Here is a 22,330-nt window from a genome sequence, read left to right as displayed (position 1 = left end):
CCATGTCTTCCACCAGTTTCTCCAGTACCGCCAGCCCGCTTATGTCGGCGCAAGAACTGCAATCGGCTATCAGAAATGGCGAGGGCGTGGAAAAACGCGACCTGCGCGGCGCCGTACTGACCGGGCTCGATCTCTCAGGCGGCCAGTTCGACCGGGTCGACCTGCGCGGTGCACAGCTCGGAGGTGCCGATCTGACCGAGTGCGACTTCATGAACTGCCAGTTCGAGCAAGCCGACCTGCGCGGAGCCAGACTGGCTAAAACAACCTGGCATGACTGCAATTTAAGCCACGCCCGGTTTGAAGGCGCGGACGCCAACGGCGCCAGCATGCTCAATTGCGATCTGCGCTCTGCGCAGCTGCAATCATCGTGTTTTAGCAACGCCACGCTACTTCGATGCAAGCTCGACGATGCCAGGCTGGCCGGTCTCAGGGCAGACGTGTTGTGTGTCACTGAATGCTCGGCGCATCGCTGCGATTTCTCCGAAGCGCTGCTGGAAAAAACCGTGTTCATGGAGGTCGATTTCGCTGGCGCCCTGTGGCGCGCAGCCAGCTTGAAGAACGTTGTTTTCGCCAAAGCGAAGCTGACCGGAAATGTCTTTGCCGGACTGGCAATGCCGATGTGCCAGTTCGTCGAAAGCAATCTGGCTGAGTCCGATTTCAGCGGGGCCACTATCGAGCACTGCATGTTCAAGGGTGCGCAACTGCAGGGCGCGCTACTGCGAGGCGTCCAAGCACGTTTTGCCTTGTTTGCCGAGGCCAACCTGGACGGCGCCGATCTGTCCGGCGGGTTTTTTGAGCAAACGCTGTGGCCGCGTGCCAGTCTGCGTACAGCCAACGTGCGCGGTGCCAGGCTCGCTTACGCCAATTTCCAGGCGGCGTGCTGCGAAGGAGCGGACTTTCGCGACACCGACCTGCGCTTCGCCGATTTTTCCTATGCCGATCTGCGCGATGCCAGCTTCAGCCACGCCGGCTTTGACCACACCCGGCTGCATCGCAGCGCGCAAGATGGCGCGACATGGACCAGCCGGCGCGGCGTCATCGAACACGATGAGCCACTCCTGCATGCCGAACTCTGGTCGCGTTGAGCCTGCCTCCACCTATTTTTTAAAGGATGTCCACGATGCATACCGTACTCGAACACGCCAGCGCCCTTGACGCGGCAATTCACACCATCGCCACGGTCGCCGCCGATCTTGGTCATGGCAATTTCTTGTTGGACCTCCATGGTGGCACCCTGACCTGCAAGCGCGCCGTCAGCTGCCTGCTTCATCCGGAAACGGGCGACAAGGTGCTGGTTTCCGGTCCGAGCCGCCAGCAAAGTTACCTGATCGCTGTGCTGGAACGCGATAGCGCGCGCACCGCCCGGGTCGGCGTCGAGGGCGCCATGGCGATCGGGTACGGCGGCGCGGTTCAGGTCCTCAGCGACGAGGCCATCAGCGTGGAAAGCGCATCGCTGTCCCTGGCATCGGGGCAGTTGGGCATACGTGCCGAGAGCGCCCTCGTCGTCGCGCAGGAACTGAGCTATCAGGGCCGGCAGTGGCAAGGCGCACTTGGGGTACTGCGTCATACCGGGCAGGCGCTGGAAATGCTGCTGGACAAAGTACGCCAGGTCGCACGAGTGTGCTATCGCCAGGTCGAGCAAACCGACCACCTGCGCGCAGGTCAGCTCGATTATCAGGCCAGGGACTATCTGCGGCTGCATGGCGACCACGTCATGGTAACCAGCGACAAGCTGTTGAAAATGGATTCAAAACAGATTCATCTGGGCTGACGCATGAGCAACTTTACCTATATCGCGATCGCAGCGGCAGTGGTCGTGCTGGTTGGCGGGCACACCGCCTGGCAGATCCGCGGCTTGTTTCGAGCAAAGGCAGCCGACGCCAAACTGCTCGCGCACGGCGATATTTGCTATGCAAAGGTCGTCAGTGCGCGGCAGAGCGGCACCCTGATCAATGACCATCCGCTGTGCGTGGTGCGCCTGGTGGATGTGCAGGCGCCCGCAACGCAGCGCGACATCGCCCAGCCCATCGAACTGATCAATCTGCCGGCAATACAAACCGGCTGTACGGTCGCCTTGCGGGTAGACCGTTCAAGCGGGCGGGCACTGATTGATTTTTCCCGCTCCTGAACCCGGCATCGAGCGTCCGACTTGGCGAGCATGGAATCAGTGCAGACGTTTGCTCTTCACGCTGAGCTGGAAAGTACCTGGAGGGAGTGGTTTTTATCGAGGCCATGAACCCAGGACAGGATTCAAACGCCGAAAAGCAAAAAACGGCCAACAGGCCGTTTTGAGGGAGGTGCACCTCCCGTAGCGGGAGATGCGAACCTTGTTCGAACCAGCTCGCAGTGAGCCAGGTTCTTGATTTTCTGGAGGCGAGGACGGGAATCGAACCCGTCTAAACGGCTTTGCAGGCCGTTGATCCACCTTGCGAATCAACGACTTACGCGAGTACCTCTTTTTTCACCGCTTTTCGATAAATTTTCCGTAAAAGTTTTATGTTAGACAGGCAACTCTTTCGCCTCAGCAGGCGGCGAATTCGTATAATAGATTATTGCGTGTTCAGCATCTTTTGCAGGCCGTTTTATCATTTATGCTTTGAAGAAAACGGCGGGGACGGTGTCCGTATACTTGCTTGTCATGTTCCCTTCCACTCAATCCTCTCTCGATCGAGTGGAACGACTCACACCCTTTATCCGCCCAAACGGGGAGGCAGGCCGACCAATGCACCGATCGCCTCCAGGCCTTGCACGCCGACGTACGCGTCGAGCACACCCATATCCAGGTGGATCTCCTCGAAATCCACAAGCGGCTCACCGAGCGCAATCGCACCGATTTTATGAGCGATATATTACGGATCCACGATGCCGAAGTCCGCGTTGCTGAGAACGGCCACGAACAGCCGATCTTCCGGCAGGCGCAGCGCGAGGTCTGAAAGCCATTGATGCCGCCGCTGTGGGCCAGCAGCCGGCGTTGCTGTAGCGCGCCGATTTCCCATCCATAGCCGTACGCGCACGTGTTACCGTCCACCAGCCGGTAGGGCGTGAATGCGCGGGTCCAGTTCGCTGGGCTGATGAGCGTGCCGCTGGCGATCGCACGCTCCCAGCGCGCCAGGTCGTCCACGTTCGAGACCAGTGCCCCGGCCGCGTAGACCTGGCTGGCGTAAAGCTATTTCGACACTGACCGTCACTGAGCTGCAAATGAACCTGCATTTATAGGCGCCGACCTGCATTCCAGAGCCGCCAACCGGTAATAACTGCAACTGACACATTGGCGACGCTGGGATGGCTGTAGGGGTCTATGAATCAAACATGCGCGTGTGGACAAGATATGATTCGGCGAGTTCTGACATCCAATCAGCCTTTGATCCCAGGACGCTACATTTCCCACTGCAGTTTGAACGTGAGGGTCTTGTCGAGCACATCCGGATTGCGGGTGCGGTCGGCCGACCAGGCAAGTGACATGGAGCGGCCATGTTGCCACAGGTGACGGTATAACAACGAACGGTGCAGCTGGCGGTCTGCGTAGGCATCGATCCCCGCGCTGGCGTCGAGGTGGCGTGCGTAAGCCATGTTCTGCGCCAGGAGGCGCAGCGAGTCGCGCGGGCTGAAGTGAAGCATGGCCAGCCACCGCCATCCAGTGTCGGCAAAAGCGGCACGGCCGTCGCCAGCGTCAACCCAAGTGCGGCTGAGGCGATGATCAAGCTCAGTGGCCCAGCCAAAGGGCAAGGCGAAGCGAAGCTTGAGTATGCCCAGCAGTTCGCCGCCGTGGCCGACTCGGTCAGCCTCCACGTCGAGCCTGCGTCCCAGCACCATTTCGCCGCCCACTTGCGAGATCCAGGCGACCGGTTTGGTTTCGAAACCAGCGTGCAGAGCGGGGATATCGTGCAACTTACCGTCGCGCTTTCCGCGCAGGCGATCAAACCCGTACTCCGCCCACAGCCGGGTCTGGCGCGGCCCAAACGTCCACACACCCGGATGGATCGCACTCGATATCGTCTCGCCACCGCGCTGGCCATTGACCGCGTGGGAAAGTGTGACGACCTTGTGCAGCCGCACATAGGCTTCCGATTCATACAGTTTGATGCCGATGTCGTGTTCGCCCAGGCGCTTGGCCAGGTTGAGTCTGGCCTCGGCAATGCCGGCCTGCGGCACGAAGCCGTTATCGTTAACGAATCCCGGCGAGATGGCTTGCAATTCTAAATCGTTGATCCAGTCGTTGGAATTGTGCTTGAACTGGGTCCACAGATAACTGCCGCGCCGCGCAGGCGCCAATGTGGCGCCTGCGTCGCTAAAGCCGGCCGTGGTCCGCGAGTGCATGGCAACCCAAGCGGCCTGGTTACCACTGCCAAGGTCACGCTGGCCGTCCATCCCCGCCACCACATTGCTGCCGGCAGCGCCATAGTCGCGCATCGAGGCAAAAGCGCCGACCACGCCGCTGTCTTGGTGCCAGCGCATGCGCGTGAAACTGGCCAGTGTCTCGTGGCGCTGAACATGAGCGGCAGTTTCATAGGTGCCCCCTCGCAGAACGACGCCGCCTTCGCGGTCGCGCAGGCTCATCGCCGTGGCATCCGCGCCGGCCGAGCGCCAAGTCGCGCGCAGGCCCCAGGCCGGATCGGCCACCGTCCGCGAATAGAATGGCGCCAGCGGCAGCCCGAGCACATCGGCGCTCTCAAGGAAGAAGCCGCGCTTTTCCGGCAGACTCAATGCAATGCGGCTGGCACCGCTGACCGGTTCATCGATCTCGACCTGCGAAAAATCGGGATTGAGCGTGGCGTTGAGCACCCAGTCGGCGCGTGGCCGGGCGTTCACTTCCACACCCAGGCTGGGTCCCTTGCCGCTGCGCACAGTCAGCTCTGGGCGCACGTCCACAAAGCGGCGGTCACGCACCGCTGCAACAGTCCGGTCCATCCCCGCGATCGGCGCCATGTCGGCCATGTAGTTGCTGCCTCCAGTTTTCAAGGGCACGCTCAGCAGCAATCTGCTCCCGTCGTGCGGCACGCTGCGTTCGATCATTACGCGCCAGGGCTTGCCGTCACGGTAAGGAAAGCGCAGGCTCGACAGCGGCCAGCGTACTTCCATGCTGTAGCCGTCGGGCAGGACCTTGACTGCGGCATCGATCGGGTAATCGGGCCCCAAGTCGTCGTCGGCATTACGGCGGCTGATGCCGTCGGTGAGCACGCCGGCGATGTTGACCCGTACAAACTGCGCTGACTGTCCTTGTCCCGTTGGGTCGATCCAAATACCGATGAAGTCTTGATCGGTGCCCACCTTGTCGCGCCGCCCCAGTGAACCTTGCATACGCGCAGCTTGGTTGTCCCAGGCGCGGATGCCAAAAACGAGAGCGTGTTCATCAACCAGCAGCTTTACGCTGGTGCGCAGGTGGTCGGGCGCCTTGACGCCGTTGCTCGGTTCATACTCAAGAAAGTGCTCAAGGGCCGGCGCGTCAGTCCACTGCCATTCGCCAAGCGCGCCGTCGATAATGACGGCTGGCGTTGCGCCGTTGGGTGTCGCGGTGAGTGATTGCGCGTGGAGCGTCCCGCCGAAAAGCGCGGCGGCCGCGAAGGTAACAAAGGGTACGAACATGCTGGCGACTTATAGGGCGGGGCCACAATTCTACATGAAACATTGCAAAAGATGCAAGTGAACTTCGTTGGCGCGTGGAATGAATGTTATAGCCGGTATGTTGAGGCGGATAGGGAAAACGGAAAAAATCGGGCGCTAAGCTCAATTTGTTCGATCATATCCCAGCAAACCTACCCGCACGCCCAGTTGCACATACCCTGAGTCCATACTGTGAACAGCTTGCCGGGCTCGGCTCCGTACCTGGGGTTGATGTGGCCCGTGCTCTCGGCTCGGCCGCCCGCGCGGAAGCGCTGGCCGTCCGACGACGACGTTGTGCCGTCGCCCCAGTGCGCCGCGAAGGCGTGCTTGAACTGGGCGTTGACCAGTTCAGCCAGGCCGGCCGAATAGGTTTCGTCCCGGATGTCCCAGGCCTGCAACCACGAGAGCTTCGCCTAAGTGGCGCCGGGACTCGATTCCGCCATCTTGGTCAGGCCGAGGTTGATGGCGTCGACCAGGATAGCGGACATGAGGAAAGTCCGGTCCTTGGCCTGCTCCCCGCTCTTGAGATGGACAAAGTGGCGCGTGAAACCGGTCCAGTCGTCCACGTCCATCAGCAGTTCGGTGATCTTGATCCGAGGAAGCGTGCCGCCGGCGAAGTCAATCAGCGCCTGGGCCTCATCCGGCACCACGGCGTCCGGGGGCTGATCCTCAGTCCTGTCTCAGTAATGATCGCATCGGGCAGTTCGTTCGTCAGCGCGAGCCGGTTGACGATGGCCAGCTGCTGTTCGAGCAAGAGGAGGCGGTCGTGCAGGTACTGGTCGCAGTCCTAGTGACGGCGATCGGCAACTCGCGCGCCGTTTTCATGGCCCCGAATTTTTCCGTGGGTAGCAGGTATTCCTCGAAGTCGCGGAATTGGCGCGAACCCTGCACCCAGATGTCGCCGGCTCTGGTGCAAATCTGCGGCTGGGCTAAATGACGAGCTTTGTTCCGCATGCGTAACCGTCAGAGCAAGAGCGACCTGTTCAAGGGCCGACACTTCGAGCAAGAAATCATCGTCCTGTGCGTGCGCTGGTACCTGCGCTACAAACTTTCCTATCGCGACCTGGTCGAGATGATGGCTGAGCGAGGCCTGTCGGTTGCCCACTCGACCATTCTGCGCTGGGTACGACGTTACACGCCTGAATTTGACAAGCGCTGGGGCCGCTTTTCTACTCAAGCAGACACATCTTGGCGCGTTGACGAGACCTACGTCAACATTCCCGGTCAGTGGGCTTATCTCTACAGGGCGGTCGACTCGGCAGGCAAGACGGTTGCATCTCGTCGCGACAATATGACCCGGGGAGGCTCCTTGTCCCAGGCTCGGATTCCGATTACCAGCGCGTGGCCATCGACAATCACCTGGGCTTCGGTCCGCAGATGGTCCGGCACCGCACCGCCGGCTTCGGGAGAGAGTTGCGAAAAGCGGCTGTGACGAGCGGCCATATGCCAAGCCGGCTCGTCGAGCCGACCGTCGACGGCGATGGGCTGATCAACCGCGGCAAGCGTGTATGCCTTGAACGCCGCAGCGTGCGACAAAGCAGGAAGAAGGGCCGACAGAACAAGCCAGTATGGCTTGCGTAGGCTACTCCCTGCATGCATGAGTGAACGAACTGACAGAAATGGCTTCATAGCATAGTAGTAATAACAGACGCCTGCATTCTACCTGCCTCAATTTTTAAAACAGGAGCAGGAAGGCAGGTCCCGCTAGGCCAGGCAGCTTGCTTCGCGCACTGCCCCCGCCTTGTCGGATCAGTAGGCGTAAAAGCCCCTGCCGACCTTGCGCCCTAGATGGCCGGCGTCGACCATGTTCCGCATCAGCGGGCAGACGCGGTATTTTGAGTCCTGAAACAGCTGGTACAGCACGTCGAGGGAGTTGACCACGGTGTCAATACCGATCAGATCGGCGGTTTCGAGCGGGCCCATCTTGTGGCCGAAGCATTCCTTGAAAATCGTGTCGACGTCGGCAGGCTTGGCGATACTATCCTGGATGGTAAAAGCCGCTTCGTTCATGAACAAATGGGAAATGCGGTTGGAAACGAAGCCGGGGCCATCCTTTACCACCACCGACTTCTTGCCTAGTACCGTCAGCATCTCCAGACAGCGGTCGCGGGTCTGGTCGGAGGTATTGAGGCCGACGATCACCTCCACCGTATGTTTCATGTGAACGGGGTTCATGAAATGCACACCAATCACCTGCGCCGGCCGGCTATGGAAAGAGCCAAGCTTGGTAATGGGAATACAGGAGGTGTTGGCCGCCAGCACGGCGTCGGCCGCAACGAACTCGGCCATGCGCTGGTAGAGCGCCTGCTTGAGTTCGACATTCTCGGGGATGTTTTCGACCACGAAGTCGCAATCTCCGATCGACTGCAGATCGGTCGTCCAGACGATGCGGCGCAGTATGTCTTGCGGCTGTTTGCCCTTGGCCAGCGGGCTGAACAGGGGTGCGTAGCTAGCGGTTTCCTCGACGCAGGCCCTGCTTTGTGCACAGGATGGCTCATCCTTCTCGACCACGACTACATCTTGGTCGTGCAGAGCGCAGTCAAAGGCCAGACTTGAACCGATATTGCCGCCGCCAACTACGGCGATTTTTAGTTGTGACATGACGTTTCCTTATTCTTGGGGACAGCCGCGGCTGATTCGGCCGGATGTGGCCGTGAAGAGTTACTCGGCGGACTCAGACAGGACCGCATCCCACTTTCCAAACAGGGTCAGCCCTGCCCCCTTGGCGAGCGCGACGGATGCCGCATTGTCGAGTTGGCAGCGGTATTGCGGTTCATAGCCCTGTGCGTAGGCATGACGGCTAATCGCGCGGATGACGCGGCGCGCATGACCCTTGCTCCGGAACGGTGGCAGCGTCAGGACGCCGACATCGGCAATCTTCTGGTCATCCCAAGGATACATGCTCGCGGCACAAACCAGCCGATCCTGCTCGAACGAACCGAACACGACCCAGTGATCGAGCTCGACATAGGCATTGTCAAGATCCTGCTCCGACGCATTGGACTGGAACTCGGCAAACATCGCGTCGTCAGTCGCGCTGAGTTGCCGCAGGTCGTCCGGCAGAGGTTCCTGCAGCAGAGCCTGCCGCTCCGCCTCAGTGAAGTGGAAAACATAGTCGGCACCATGTAACCGAACATTGGTGTCTTGCAGCTTCTGGCGTAACATCGCCTCGGTCAAGTCCTGCTGGTGGTACAGTCCCAGCTTGTCTGCCAGCGCAGGGGTTAGCACCACCATCGCCTTGCCGTCCGTAGTTTCCAGCAGCATCAACTGCCGGCCGGCTTCCATATCTGGATTGGCCGCCACGATCAGCGTGTCGCTGCGGTAAAGGATGTCGCCAGCGAGGAAAGACTCCTGCCAGAAGGATTCGATGGTTTTAGAAAAGTTAGACATGTGTTTCTACTCGACTTGGTTGAGAAAACTTGCTTGAGAAAATGGACTGTAAAAAAGTGATGGCCGGTAAAATTTTAGGCCATCTATCCGGACAAGACTGGCTCCTGCCGGGCAAGTTTGTGCGCCCGTTCCTCGAGCCAAGGGATGAATTCTGGGCTAGAGAACAGGTAAAAATGCCCGCCCGGAAAGAGCCTCTGCGTGACTAACGCGGCAAACACTCGCTCCCAGTCCGCCAGCCGCGAAACGGGAACCCGGCTGTCGCCGTCGCCGCCCACCACATGTGCGGCAAGCGGCAGGATGGGCTTGGGCAGGCGGCAAAGCGCCGCCAATAAGGCTAGGTCATTGCGCATGACGCCGATCACATACTGTCTGAGTTCGGCATCGGCCAGCACCTCGGCTGGCGTGCCTTCGTACTGTTGGAGCAGGTGCAGGATCTCAGCATTTGACATCGGCATGCTAGGCGCGCCGCCCTCAGCGTCAGGGCCGACAAACGACCGGGCCGACAGGATGAGGCCCAGCACCATCTGCGGGGATTCGCGTTGCAACCGGTCTGCGAGCTGGTAAGCCAGCTCGGCACCCAAACTATGGCCAAACAGCAGCAAGGGCTTGTCACGGCCCAGTCCAAGGTGACCGATAGCTGCCACAATGCCGGACAGCGTCAGCTCCGGGTCTGCCTGCAGCGGTTCTAGAAGGCGCGATCCGCGGCCCGCCAGCTCCAGACAAAAGGGCTCGATCGACGCCGACAGCTGGTTGCCGATCTGCAGGTAGGGATAACTGGAACCGCCGGCATGGTGCAGAAAGAGTAGCTGGACGGCTGCGCCCGGCCTTCTCTGCGCAATGGACAAAATTGGATCAGGCAAGGTGCACCTCCCTGTTGGCATCGGCCACAACCGAGTTCGGATCGGCACGGTAGATCTCGGCAAATTCCGAGACGGCGGAAATCGGCGCGCTGGCAATCCAGCCCGCACCACGCTCCGCCTTGTAGCGGAAATAGTCCTGAAACTCCAGATTGGTCACGAAATTGAAGGTCAGGGAAATGCTGGGTGACAAGGTGTGGACCTCATGAGCCAACCCACGTGGAATCAGGAGGATTTCCCCTGGCGCCAGATCGAACCGCCATATGCGGTCTGCCGAGTCCGCGCCACTGCCCGCGAAGTCCTCTGCATCGCTGCCTTCAGCCGCGCTTCTTGCCGCGCCTTCGAGCGAAGGCGAGAAGATCCACCCGGCCTTCTTGCCCGCAATCTGGCAAAGGACGGCATTGCTGCGCATGCCGTCGGCATGCAGACGGGTGCAGGCTCCCGGCGCGGAGAAATACAGCCCCCAGTCCTGGCACATTCGTTCGTTCGGACGCAGGCTGCCTAGTTGTACCCAAGGGATCCGGTAACCGCCTGCCGGCAGGAAGTACGGTCGGCCCCAGTGCTCGCGGATGCGCTGGAACGCCACAAAGCTGAATGACTGTGTTTTCACGTGATGGCCAAAGCCCCAGGTGAAAAGCAAATGCTTGACATACGAGTCGTAGGTATAGCGCAAGTAATCCAGGTCTTTGTTCAACTGCCCCAGCTCCACCGGAGACCGCGCGGCGATCTCGGCCAAGTAGCTGTCCAGCCGGGCCTGCGCGCCCGGCCGAAACCCCGCGTCCTGCAGCTGCACGGTCATGCCGCCGAATTCGCGTCGGAAGTAGTCGAAACTCCAGAGCTGGTGTGCTGGCCAGTCGCGTAGGCCATCGGTAACGATCACGGGTCGTTGCTGCATCAGATAGCGCTCGAGAAAATCAGCACTCGACATATCCTTCACACGCTCGACAACGCCGTAATCGGCTGCCCGCAGGCGCGCCAGCGCCTCGGCCTTGCCTATCCGCGGGGCCGGCTTCCTTTTGCGCCGGTAGATGCTGACTTCCTCGAACGCCCATAGCGCACCATCTCCAAGGGCGTTCCAAGCCTTGCTCAAGAAACTCATGGCGTATTCTTTCTCATTAAAAATCGAATTCCTTATCCACATCTTCCAGGGCCATGACAGGCGGCGCCTGTGTGGTCTGCGGGTTCAAGCTCGGCAGCAGATGACCAAGCTCGATGTCGGGGTCGGCCAGCACTGCTTCGATCAGGATGAAGAAGTAATCGAATGTGGAGGCTATGACCGCCTTGCTGAACAGGCCTTCGCGGTACTGGATCAAGCAATCGAAGCTATCGCTCGTTTCGGATACTTCCATCAACAGATCGAACTTGGCGGTATCGGCAGCCAGCTCGAGTCGAGAGAAACCGTCGTCACGAGCGGCCTCGGCTGCGCCGTTCAGGCTGAACGGCAGGTAGCCGAATACCACGTCGAACAGCGGATGCCGTCCATGCCGGTTCTGGCAGTACGGGTCGCTGCGCAGCGTGTCCAGCAGATCGTTCAGCGCACAGCGCTGGTAAGGCATGCTCTCCTCCCACTGGGCCTGCAGGTCGAGCAAATAATCCGCCGTTGGGAAGTCGGGGTCCGGCTCCACCTTCATCGCCAGCATGTTGACCAGATAGCCCACCAGCGATAGCTCCTCGGGCTGGCTGCGACCGGTGACTGGAACGCCGAAGAGCACGGCATCGGTCCGGCCGATCTTGGTCATCAGCGCGCCGAATGCGCCGAGGAAGAAAATAAAGGGAGAAATGCCCTGCGAATCGCACAGACGCCGAATCGCCTCGCTCATGGCAGCCGGAACGGGTCGGACCACGGTAACGCCCCGATGGCTGCCAGCCTCGATGCTGCTGGCCGCGCCTTGCGTGATTGGCAGCTCCAGTGGCTTGGGCAGCGGCAGCAAGTTGGCCAACCAGTAGGCTTTGTCCTTGCGCGCCTGCTTCGCGCTTTCGGACACCTGCTGCCGGTGCCGGTAGGCGGCAAAGTTGTACTCCAACGGCGGCAGCGGAGCGCCTTCGAGCAGACTTTGAAAATCGTGCGCCAGGATGCTAAGCGACACGGCGTCGCAAACGATGTGGTGGACGACGATCAGCACTTGGTGGGGTTGCCCGGCCCCGGCCGACTCCAGCAGCATGGCGCGGATTGGCAGCGCCGTGCGCAGGTCGAACGGCATGGCAGCGAATTGCTCCAGGTGGGCAAGGTTTTCCGCCTGCGTCGATGCGGCAAACGCCACGCTAAGATCGATCTCGGCATCGGGCTGAGGCAACATCATGAGCTTCGCATCCTGGTGTTCGAACAGGCACTTCAGGACCAGATGCCGGTCAGCGACCTGCCGGATGGCGGCGGCAATGGCAGCCGCACTGTATCTGGTAGGACACTGGAAAGCCACCGGCATGTTATAGCTGGCATCCCGGAACGTGCTCTGGTGGATGTACAAGCGTTCCTGATCCGAACTGGCGACGATGGGCGCGGCGGGATCGATATCGGGCAAAACCGAGCGGGAAGGCGCCTGTTCGGCCTGCAGGCATTGGCGCTCCACCTCACGAATAGTCGGTTGCGCGAAAAACGCCTGGATGGCGATGCGCTTGCCTAGTTTCTTGTAGATTTTCTCCGCCATGACGATGGTTTTCAGGCTGTCGCCGCCAAGCTCCATGTAATGGTCATCCACGCCGATGCCGTCCACACCCAGGATCGCACTCCAGATAGCGGCAAGCTCGCGTTGCATTGGGGTGCCAGGTTCCCGATAGGCAGCGCTCACGGCCGACGGTCGGGATTTCAGCTTGATGGCGGCTGCCGTTTGACTGCGTGCGCCAGCCGGCGCACGCCGGCCACCCCAGGCATACAGCCGGCCCACGAATCTGCCCGCCGAGAAAATCTTTTGGCTCTCGCCATCGTATTCGCGCAGGCTCTTCTCGAACAAGGCGGGAAATGCAACACCGGTGAAGGCAACCTCGTTGGCCCCCCAGGCGTGGGAATCGCCCTGCGGCCGCTCTTCGAAATGCACGGTTTCCCAGTTCACCACCACCCAGCGCGTCCCGCCCGGACGCCGGTTCCTGCATTGGCCCCAACCATCCAAGAACAGGTTGGCCGCCGCGTACGGCGCATGGGCAATGCCACCGAAGAAGGCGGACATCGACGAGGTGACAAAGCAATACTCGACTGGAACTTCATCAAACACTTGGGCCAGGATCTGGGCAGCCAGTGCCTTGGGGCCGAGTTGGGCCTGATAATGACCGGCTTCGAGGCTGGCCAGTGGCGAGAACGAATCGCCATCGGTCACCCCGGCAGCGTGAATCACGGCGAAGATATCGCCCAGCCGCTCGCGGATCGCCGCGAACAGCGTCACCCCCTCTGCTGCCGAAGTCAGCCCAAATGGGAAAACCTCGACTGCCGCGGCCCCCGCCGCCAGCAAGGTGTCGCGCAGTTCCTGCATTGCGGGCGAATCGGCCGGCTGGCGACTGACGAGCGCCAGCCGTGCCTGGAAGCGCCGTGCCAAGACCAGGGCCATTGCCTTGGCCATGCGGCCGCCGGCGCCGGTAATGACGAAGGTCTTGCCTACAAACCGGTCGGCGTCGAGCACTTCATTCTCCGCCGCATCAGGGCTGCGGAAGTCCTCGACGAACAGGCCTTCCTCGGTCAGTTTGAGCGGTCCCGGTAGTGGTGCGCGCAGCAGACCGGCAAGAGCGGCTTGCGTCATTGTCGAACCGGCGTCGTCGATACCAAGGAAGGCGCAGCGGATGCCGGGGATCTCCTGTGGGGCAACCAGGGCCAGCGCCTTGAGTGCCGCCACGGTGAAGACTGCACGGGCCTGGCTGCTTGCCTCTCCGGTCATGCGGCTTTGCGGCGCCAGGAGGTAGAGATGGGTCGACGCGAAACCGGAAAAATCGATCATCGCCAAGGTCTTGCCCAGCTCGGCCAGGAGGTGCAGCGAATCGTCTGCCAGCAGGAACGCCTCGGCCGGAAAGGCCAGCGCCACGACCAGCGGCCGGTCCGGCTGCGCATCGGCAGTGAGCATGCTCAAGGCGGAACGCAGCGCGGTCGGGCACCGCAGGTCCAGACTCCTCGTCTCGACTTGGCGCCCGGCCAGGCCATCGGCCAGCGTGGACAGGGATGAATCGGCCAGCAGCACGGCACGGACAGCCGATGCTGTGGCGGCAGCCGGAACCCGAACCGGCCGCCAGAACGGCAATAACAGCCCTGCCTCGTTGTTCGACCGGTTGCGCTCTTCCGGCGCTGCGAGAAGATTGGCGATCTGCACCCACGTCTTGTCGGAAATATGGCTGGCGCCATGCGCCTCCCGCTCGAACGGGTATGCCGGCACGTCCATCAGCGGCGGCCCGACATACTCTTCGAGCGCGCTGGCAGGCAGGTCGCGCTGCTTGCCACCCAGCCAGCCGGCAACGGCTTCCAGCTTGTCCGACGAGCTCGATTCCAATGCCGGGCGCAAAAACGCCAACGCATTGCCCCCTTCGTCCTGTGCCAGATAGCGTTTGATTTCCTGCAGCAAGGCCGATCGCGAATCGGCCGCCAACAGCAGGCGGCAGGGAAGGCTACGCCGTCTGGCCAGCGTATGCGCCAAGGCTTGCAGGTCCAGCACGTCTTGCGTCACCAGCCACTGCGCCATCGTTTCTAACAGTCGGGTTAGCGCCGCCGGGTTGCGGGCGGAGAACGGGAACAGCCGGAGTGCCGGAGCGGCGCTGGTTGCTGCCGGCCCCTGTTCGTTGGCCGGCAGGTATTGCTGCAACACGACATGGGCATTGGTGCCACCGATGCCGAAGCTGCTGACGCCGCCTTGGCGTGGCTTGCCGGCGCGACCAGTCCAGGGCTGGGCGCAAGTGTTGATGTAAAACGGCGATCGTTCGAATTCCAGCTGTGGATTGGGTCGCTGGAAATGAAGGGTCGGTGGAATCACGCCGTACCGCAGTGCCATCACCATCTTGATGAAGCCGGCCACCCCGGCAGCGGCATCCAGGTGGCCAATATTGCCCTTGACCGCGCCGAGCGCGCAGCGGTTAGGCGTTACGGCATCGGCAACGCCGTTGGCATTGAAGACTTCCTGCAGCGCCATGAACTCGATGCTGTCGCCTAGCGCAGTAGCGGTGCCGTGACATTCGATGACATCGAGGTCGGCCGCCTCGACTTCCGCCAGTCCCAGTGCGCTGCGAATCACATCGGCCTGGCCTTTCACGCTGGGTGCGGTGTAGCCGACCTTGCGGGCGCCGTCGTTGTTGATGGCCGAGCTCTTGAGAATGGCCCAGATCGAATCGCCATCGGCAATCGCATCGCCGGCACGGCGCAACACCACGGCGCCCAGGCCGCTGCCGAACACGCTTCCGCTGGCTTCGGCGTCGAACGCACGGGTCTTGCCGTCGCGTGAGAACAGCATGCCGTCCTGGTAGGTATGACCGTTCTGCTGAGGCAGCAGCAGGCTGACTCCACCGGCAACGGCGAATTCGCATTCACCGTTCAAGAGGCTTTGCACCGCTTGGTGAATGCTCACGAGACTGGTCGAGCATGCTGTCTGCATCGTGAAGCTCGGCCCCTGTAATCCCAGCTTCCACGAGATCAGCGTGCTCATTGCATCCTTGTTCGACAGCTGGGATGCCAGAAAGCCACCCACATTGTCGACCTGCCCGGACAGCATGGCCTGCATTGTCCACTGCACCGTGCTGCGTGCTCCCAGGAAGAGCCCGATGTTGCGCCCCCGTCGGTCGGGATCGACTCCCGCGTTCTCGAGCGCATGCCATACGCACTCCAGCATCAGGCGGGTCTGTGGGTCCATCACCGCGGCTTCGGCCTGGCTGTAACCGAAGAACTCGGCGTCGAAATACTCGGCTCCCTGCAACACGCCGTTAACCGGTACGAAATTCTTGTTGCGGATCTTGTCGGGATCGTGGCCGGCCGCCAATAGTTCCTCTTCCGAAAAACGCGACACACTGTCCACGCCCGTCAGCAAATTGCGCCAGAATGCCTGACAGTTTTCGGCGCCAGGAAAGCGGCCAGCGAGGCCGATCACGGCGATGTCGAGATCTTCTCTGATTACTGCGCTCATAGTTGTGTTTCCCCTTGTTCAAGCAATTGGGTGGCGGCTCCTTGTCCCCACCCTGGTTCTATTTCTTGACCCGTTGTCGGGCGAATCAGCACATCGGGTTCGAGCAGGCGCAGGAAACCGACATGGCTGCCCGGTAACTGGCGCACGATGCCCTGCTCCCACAGTTCGTGCGGCAGGGCGGCGACGTCCTGCGCATCAGCGGACAGCAGAAGCGCCAACTCGGGTTCCAGCGATGCCAATGTCCGCGTCCTGGCCAGAAAACTGCGGCCGGACAGGAAGGCGTGCTGCAGCCGGTAATGGCGCCACTCACCGTACAGCGCCGGGAAACGCTCGCGCAGGTCGGCTTCATCGGCAACCTCCCTCGCGGCAGCCAAACCGGCCTCTCGATTGAAATCGCGGAAGAAATCCATGAATTCGCGAAACAGCCCTGCTCCATCGAATACGCGGGTCTGCAAATTTGGATCGAGAAAAATGAGCCGGTCCACGCCTTTGGACAGCGAAGGATGCCGCTCCAGCAAGGCCGCCAGCATCTCTGCGCCAAGCGAATAGCCGCCAAGCCATAGAGGACGGTCGTCATCGGCAGTCAGGATGCGCTGCAAGGCCTCCAGCAGCGCCGCTTCCAGCTCCGGCGCCGACAGCCCGGCCGCAGCTTCCGGCGCCAATGTCAGCGCCGATGTCGTTACCCTGCCCGACCAGCGCTCGGCCAGGGCTTGCAGCTCCTGCAAGCTCCCCATCGCCGGCGGTAGCAAGACCAGCTTCGGCGTGGCGGGCTGGTCAGCACTCAGGAAGCGCTCCTCGACCACTGGGCCAGGAGGGGTTCCGGACATGCGAAGGCGCGCCTCGATCAGCGTCCACTGTCCGCCGACGGTGGAGTTGCGGAACACATCGACCGGACTGAACGCAACGTCGAAGCGAATTTCAATGTGTCTGGCCAGCCGGACAGCGCTCAACGAGGAGCCGGAGACCAGGAAAAAGTCGGAATCTTCCGTCAGTGGTCCTTGATAATCCAGGCACTGCCGCCAACAGGCAATCAAGGTCCGCAGGTCCTCACCCAGCGATTCTTCCTCTACGGCCGGGCGGGCGCGTTCGCGCCAAGCGTGAAACAGCGCCACGACCCCTGGCCGGTCCAGCTTTCCGGTATCGGTACGCGGCAGCCGTTCCACCGGGAAGACCGCCGACGGCAGGTGTGAGCGGGTGTAATAGCGGGCCAGGTGCTGTTGCAACCCGGCCAGATTGCCTGCCTCGCCTTCTAGCGCCAATACAAGACAAGCTTCCGCCGTTCCGGCCCAGGCCACGGCAGCACCGGCCGCCATCACGCCCGGATACTGCCCGGCCTTGCCTTCCAGCTCTCCCAGGCCGATAAAGTTGCCGCGTACCTTGCAGCTGTCGTCCATTCGGCCTTTGAGGTAGAACAGGCCGTCCCTGCCGGCCATTGCCATGTCGCCGGTGCGGAAAAATGGCCCGTTCTCGTCCTGACCAAACCTGGCAGCCGTCTGTCCGGGGTCATCCAGATAGTTGTGTTGGGCAAAGTCGCCGTAGATCAGCAGCTCGCCCCATTGCCCGGGACGGAGCCGGCGGCCTTCGGGGCTGACCACGGAGAAGGCCACATGCGCGAACGGCGAGCCGATCGGCAGGACCGTTCCGGCTGCGGCCTGGCTGCAGTCGACCATCGATGCCGCAATGCAGGTTTCGGTCGGGCCGTAGCTGTTCCAGATCTGCATGTGCTGGCGCAGTTGGCCGATGTCGCCGGGGGCCAGGAAGTCGCCGCCGCTGATGCAGACCTTGGGCAGGGGCTCCAGGTTCGGCATGCGGTTCCACGCTGCCAGCAGCGCCGGCGCCGCCGAGATGACGTCGGGACGGCGGCTCGTCAAGAACGCCCGGGCCTTGCGCTCGTCCAGCAGACTATAGCGATCGGCCACCAGGCTGGTACCCTTTAGGGCCCAGGCCAGCAGGACTTCTTCAAGATAACCATCGAAGCTGGGCGAGAACTGCTGGGTGACCCGCAGCCCGGTTTGCAACTGCAGCCGCTCGGTCAGCGAGTTCACGTACTGGGCCACTGTTTTTGCGGCAACGCAAATGCCCTTGGGCTTGCCGGTAGTGCCTGAACTGTACAAGATCCAGGCGATCGGGTTGTCGTCGGAACGCTTGACGCTGGCGAAAGCCTGCCAGTCCAGTGGGTCGGGCGTGATGGTCTCGCGGCACGTATCGATCACGAGATCCGGTCCGGCATGGCGCAGCACTTCATCCACCCGGGCTTCGGGAGTGCCGCTTTCCAGGGCCAGATAGGTGGTCCTGGTCAAGAAGCAAGCCGCCAGGAAGGCCTGCATTTGCCGTCCCGTTGGCCCCATGATCAGGGCGCGACGGATGGCGTGGGTGTTCAGGCGTCGGGCATATGCCGCCGTCAGGGCGGCAAATTCATGCCAAGTCACTTCACCTGCGTCGTCGATCACGGCCGGCTGGTTGCCGAGGGTGAGGAAGTTCTGGCGCAAGATGGCGTCGATCTGGCTATAGGATGCCTGCCGCTGCGCTGGTTGCCATGCTTGACCCGCGCCCAGCCAGGTGTCGACACGCCAGTTTGCCGGAGGCTGGGCCAGCACATGCTGCAGCAGAGCGCGGTAACTGGCGGCGATCGCGTCGATCTGCGCCGCGGAGAAGGCGGCGCACTGGTATTCCAGAGCCAACCCACAAGCGTGCTTGCCCTGGTTGACCGCCAGGCTCAGCGGTCCCTGGGCCTCGACTCCACCCATAGGCTGGCCGGCTGTTTCTACATTGCGTGACTCCAGATAGGAGTAGGCGATATTGAGCAATGGATTGTTGCCGAAGCGCCGAGGATCGCGCTCCAGCAGGAGAAACACTTCCTCGACCGGAAAGAACAGCTTGTCCATCACCGCCCATTGGTCATCGGCCAGTTGTCGGACATACTCGTCGAAGGTTTGTCCATTCTGGCCCAAGCGGAAGGCGCAGGGCACAAGAGAAACAAACATGCCAATCGTATCGAGCCCCTGCCGGGCGCCGTGGGCGTTGGCGACCGAGACGGAGAATGCATCGCTGCTCCCTTCGCGCGCCACGACCAGGCCCCACAGCGCCAGGAAGAAGACCGCCGGAGACAGGTTCAGCATGGCACACAGCCGTGTAGCGCCGGCAAGTTCGTCGGACGTGAGCTGCCAATCGATACTGGCCATGGTGCCACCGGCTTCCACGGCGCCATGTCCGAAAGGATCGAACTCCAATCCTTCCAGATACGCCATCCAGAACGCCTGGGCCGAGGTCCACAGCGGTAGCCGGCGGGCTTCAGCCAAGGCAGCGGCATAGTGGCGGTAGCCGCGGTCGACGGGCGGCAAAGGCTCCTGGCGTAACAGCCGTTCGAACTCATCGCGCAGGGTAACCGTTGCCGGTTCGTCGACCAGGATGTGGTGGATCTGCAGTCGCAGGCAGCGGTCGGCCGGATCGCCCTCAAAATAGGCCCTGAGCAATGGGCCTTGCTCCAGCATGAAGGCGCGTGTCCGCAGCCGCTGCCAGTCATCACGGGCCAGCAGCACCTGCCCGACCGGCACGGATGGCAGCACTTCTGCATACGGGTCGCCGTCGTGATCAACCCGATAACGGGTGCGTAAAATGTCGTGGCGTGACAGCAGCGCTTCCAATGCCCGCGTCACCGATTCGTCCGTCACCCCGGCCGGCAACGGAATGTCCATCTCCAGCAGATACGCCCGCGATTCCGGGTATAGCCGGTACTGCGCATACAAGCGCGCTTCCTGCGCCGACAACGGGCCTCGGGCTGGCGAGGTTGCAGGCAGGGTTGTCAACAGGCTCTGAAAGCTGAGAATGTGGGCGCTGGCTGGATCAGCCAGTCTGGAATCGACCAGTTGCGCCAGGCCCGCGATGTTGTCATGGCGGAAAAATTCCAGTAAAGACACTTCCGCCCCCAATGCCTGCCGCAGGTCGGCCAGCATGCGCGCCGCGCGCAACGAGTGCCCGCCTAGCGCAAAGAAGCTTCTGTCCACCGATACGGTTGCAGCATCGAGTTCCAGGTGACGTGCCCAGCAAGCCGCCAGCCAATGTTGGGTGGCGCCTTGCGGCGGCACGACCTCACTGGCGACTGTGTCATCGAGCAGGGTCTTGAACTGCCGGCGATCGAGCTTGCCGTTGCGCGTCAGCGGCAGTGCAGCCACCAGCGCGATCCGGCCGGGCACCATATAGGTTGGCATCCGGCTGACCAAGGCATCCCGCACGGCCTGTTCGGTCAGGCTGGCGTCATCGGCGGCGACGAGCGCGCCGAGAATGGCATGGCCGCGCTGGTCGGTCAGACCGATCACCGCGGCCTGGGCGATGCCGGGCAGCTCCCGCAGGCACTTCTCGATAGTGTCGAGCTCGACTCGAAAGCCGTTCACTTTCAGCTGCCGGTCGCGTCGCCCCTGGATTTCCAGCTCGCTGTCGACATTCCAGGAGCAGATATCGCCGCTGCGATAAAAGCGGCCTTGCAAACTGCCGTTGTCGAGTTCGATGAACGCCTTTGCAGTCAGGTCTGGTCGGTTGAAATAACCCAGACCCACCCCTACTCCGCCGATCAGCAGTTCTCCAGCCACACCGATGGGGCAAAGCTCGACCGTGCCAGAAAATACCACTGCGCACTGATAGCCGCCGAAGGGCTTGCCGATGCTAATGCGCTGCCCGTTGTGGTAAATCGGCGCCCACGTGGTGAGCACGCCGGTCTCGCTGGGGCCATACACATGGAACAGTTGATAGTTGTGCTTCTGAAAGCTGCGTAGACTTTCGCCACCGAAAAACAGCTGCTTCAAGCTGAGAATGTCGCCTTGCGCCATGATGTCCTCGGCCAGCACCGTGGTGACAAACACCTGGTCGATCTGGTGTTCGCTCAAGAAATGGACACACTTGAGCGCATCGATGCGGGCTTCTTCCGGCACCAGGACCAGTGTAATGTCGAGCATCATCGCCTCGACACACTCCAGCACAAAGTAATCGAAAGCATGGTTCGCCATCGAGGCGACGCGTGATCTGGCGGAACCGTACAGTGCACGCTTTTCCTGTGCCAGGTTGAGCAGGGCACGATGACTGGCGATGCAACCCTTGGGCTTGCCTTCACTGCCCGATGTCATTACCACGCACAAGGTGTCATCGGGCTTGGACGCTTCGCCGCTTTCCAGCCAGGCTGCCGGCGCCGTCGGTACCTCGGTTGGCAGGCATGTGTCATACCTCGGCAACACGATTACCTGGCAATCGCGGGCCTGAAAGAAGCCAGCCATGTCACGGCAGTCCGCTTCCAGCAAGACCACCCTGGTCTGGTGCAAGGCCATCACACTGTCGAGTTGGGATTCGGGCTGGTTGTGCGCTTGCAGGCAGAATGGTTTGCCTATGCGCATGCAAGCAAGGGCCGCTAGCGTGGTTTCCACCCCCTTGAGGCCCACGATCAGCACGCAATGGCCCATGTCGGCCCATTGTGGCCAGGCAGAATCGTTCAGCAGGCGGTTAGTGTAGTGTGCGAGGTCGGCAAAGGTGACAGCGTGCTCACCACACTCCAGGAACGGCCTTGCGGGTCTGTCGCGCAACGACGCGGCAATGGCTTGCGCCACATTCTGGAACGGCAGAGGCCCGGCCGGCACTGGAGCGGACAAGGCTGCGATCCGCTGCTGCTCGAGCTCGGGTAACCACGGCATCGAACGCAGGGCAGCGCCGGGCTCGAACACCATGCTTTGCAGCAATAGCATGAACCGCTCGGCCAGCAGAGCAGCCAGTCCGTCATCGACCGGCTTGCCGGGAAAGTGCAGCCGCAGGCTGGTGCCTTCCGGCCTGGCCTGAATACCAATACCCAACAGATAGTCCGTCGGCGCCACTGTATCGAACGGGTCACCGGTTTCGGAGTAGGCGACCAGCACCTTGGATAACGGCGACAGTTCTCCCTGCGCCGCCTCGGGCGGCAGGTCGGCCGTCAGCTCGGCCACCTGCTTCCAGCCTGCCAGCTCGGCGCCGAACAAGCACTTGACCGGCTGGGCCAAGTCGGTCTCGGCAAAGCGCCAAAGAGCGGGCAGCAAATGCTGCCCCGCCGGCGTGCCTTCGTTCCTTGGCACATTCAGCGCCCAGGCCAGCACGCCCTCCGTCTCCCGGCAGTGCAAATAGGCCAAATACTTAAGGCAAGCCGAGAACAGTGCCTGCCGGTGCATGGCGGATGCCGCCGCCAACGTAAAGATCCGCGTGTTGAGCGCTGGCGGCAGCGCGAACACCAGGCTTGCCGGCTGTTCCAGTCCAGCCGGCTGGCGGCTGACGGTGAAGAAGGGGCAGCCGCGATACTCGGCTGCCGACTGCTGGCGAACGTAGTCTTTCAGCGCCTGTTTTCTTGCATTCAGAGCAATAGGGTCATTCATGAACATTTGTGCGTTTTTCTGC

Annotated in this window: 11 protein-coding genes and 3 pseudogenes; 5 read left to right on the top strand and 9 right to left on the bottom strand. The window is 61.7% G+C overall.

Translation table 11 applies throughout. The features are described 5' to 3' along the window. Positions 1-2 precede the first annotated feature (2 nt). From CR152_RS19025 to CR152_RS34255, 4 genes are all read left to right on the top strand, one after another. Positions 3-1,085 carry a pentapeptide repeat-containing protein gene (locus CR152_RS19025; protein ID WP_157778591.1) on the top strand — a complete coding sequence of 361 codons (1,083 nt, stop codon included), beginning with the start codon at positions 3-5 and terminating at the stop codon, positions 1,083-1,085. A gap of 35 nt (positions 1,086-1,120) precedes the next feature. After that, the gene (locus tag CR152_RS19020) at positions 1,121-1,771 is read left to right on the top strand and encodes a DUF3540 domain-containing protein (RefSeq protein WP_157778590.1); all 651 of its coding nucleotides are present in this window, start codon (positions 1,121-1,123) and stop codon (positions 1,769-1,771) included. A gap of 3 nt (positions 1,772-1,774) precedes the next feature. After that, complete coding sequence (locus CR152_RS19015; RefSeq protein ID WP_099877132.1) at positions 1,775-2,128, top strand: hypothetical protein; 354 nt, start codon at positions 1,775-1,777, stop codon at positions 2,126-2,128. Between the two features lie 616 nt (positions 2,129-2,744). Next, entirely contained in the window at positions 2,745-2,933 is a 189-nt protein-coding gene (locus tag CR152_RS34255) for a hypothetical protein (protein ID WP_099877129.1), read from the top strand. A gap of 26 nt (positions 2,934-2,959) precedes the next feature. Here the strand turns inward: CR152_RS34255 and CR152_RS35050 are convergent. The 3 genes and pseudogenes from CR152_RS35050 to CR152_RS19000 form a co-directional block, all read right to left on the bottom strand. Then, positions 2,960-3,121: pseudogene (locus tag CR152_RS35050) on the bottom strand (hypothetical protein); the annotation flags it as partial. Positions 3,122-3,375: 254 nt separating this feature from the next. Then, the gene (locus CR152_RS19005; protein WP_099877127.1) at positions 3,376-5,583 is read right to left on the bottom strand and encodes a DOMON domain-containing protein; all 2,208 of its coding nucleotides are present in this window, start codon (positions 5,581-5,583) and stop codon (positions 3,376-3,378) included. Positions 5,584-5,795: 212 nt separating this feature from the next. After that, positions 5,796-6,510: pseudogene (locus CR152_RS19000) on the bottom strand (Tn3 family transposase); the annotation flags it as partial. Between the two features lie 43 nt (positions 6,511-6,553). Here CR152_RS19000 and CR152_RS18995 point away from each other — a divergent pair. Continuing rightward, positions 6,554-6,874: pseudogene (locus tag CR152_RS18995) on the top strand (IS6 family transposase); the annotation flags it as partial. A 476-nt stretch (positions 6,875-7,350) separates the two neighbouring features. Here CR152_RS18995 and CR152_RS18990 read toward each other — a convergent pair. The 6 genes from CR152_RS18990 to CR152_RS18965 form a co-directional block, all read right to left on the bottom strand. Then, entirely contained in the window at positions 7,351-8,202 is an 852-nt protein-coding gene (locus CR152_RS18990) for a 3-hydroxyacyl-CoA dehydrogenase family protein (protein ID WP_099877124.1), read from the bottom strand. 60 nt (positions 8,203-8,262) lie between these two features. Then, the gene (locus CR152_RS18985) at positions 8,263-8,991 is read right to left on the bottom strand and encodes a GNAT family N-acetyltransferase (protein ID WP_099877121.1); all 729 of its coding nucleotides are present in this window, start codon (positions 8,989-8,991) and stop codon (positions 8,263-8,265) included. 83 nt (positions 8,992-9,074) lie between these two features. Beyond that, the gene (locus CR152_RS18980) at positions 9,075-9,851 is read right to left on the bottom strand and encodes a thioesterase II family protein (RefSeq protein ID WP_099877118.1); all 777 of its coding nucleotides are present in this window, start codon (positions 9,849-9,851) and stop codon (positions 9,075-9,077) included. Continuing rightward, the gene (locus CR152_RS18975; protein ID WP_099877115.1) at positions 9,844-10,947 is read right to left on the bottom strand and encodes a cupin-like domain-containing protein; all 1,104 of its coding nucleotides are present in this window, start codon (positions 10,945-10,947) and stop codon (positions 9,844-9,846) included. The genes CR152_RS18980 and CR152_RS18975 overlap by 8 nt, the downstream gene beginning before the upstream one ends. 16 nt (positions 10,948-10,963) lie before the next feature. Beyond that, a complete protein-coding gene (locus CR152_RS18970; RefSeq protein WP_099877113.1) occupies positions 10,964-15,928 on the bottom strand; it encodes a beta-ketoacyl synthase N-terminal-like domain-containing protein in 4,965 nt (1,654 codons plus the stop codon). Beyond that, the gene (locus CR152_RS18965; protein ID WP_208640145.1) at positions 15,925-22,308 is read right to left on the bottom strand and encodes an AMP-binding protein; all 6,384 of its coding nucleotides are present in this window, start codon (positions 22,306-22,308) and stop codon (positions 15,925-15,927) included. Before CR152_RS18965 ends, CR152_RS18970 begins: the two co-directional genes overlap by 4 nt. Between the last annotated feature and the right edge of the window lie 22 nt (positions 22,309-22,330).

This window comes from Massilia violaceinigra, assembly GCF_002752675.1.
In the GTDB taxonomy this organism is placed as follows: Bacteria; Pseudomonadota; Gammaproteobacteria; order Burkholderiales; family Burkholderiaceae_D; genus Telluria_A; species Telluria_A violaceinigra.
The sequence above is the reverse complement of the archived record's forward strand: the minus strand, read 5'-3'. Positions and strand labels throughout refer to the sequence as shown.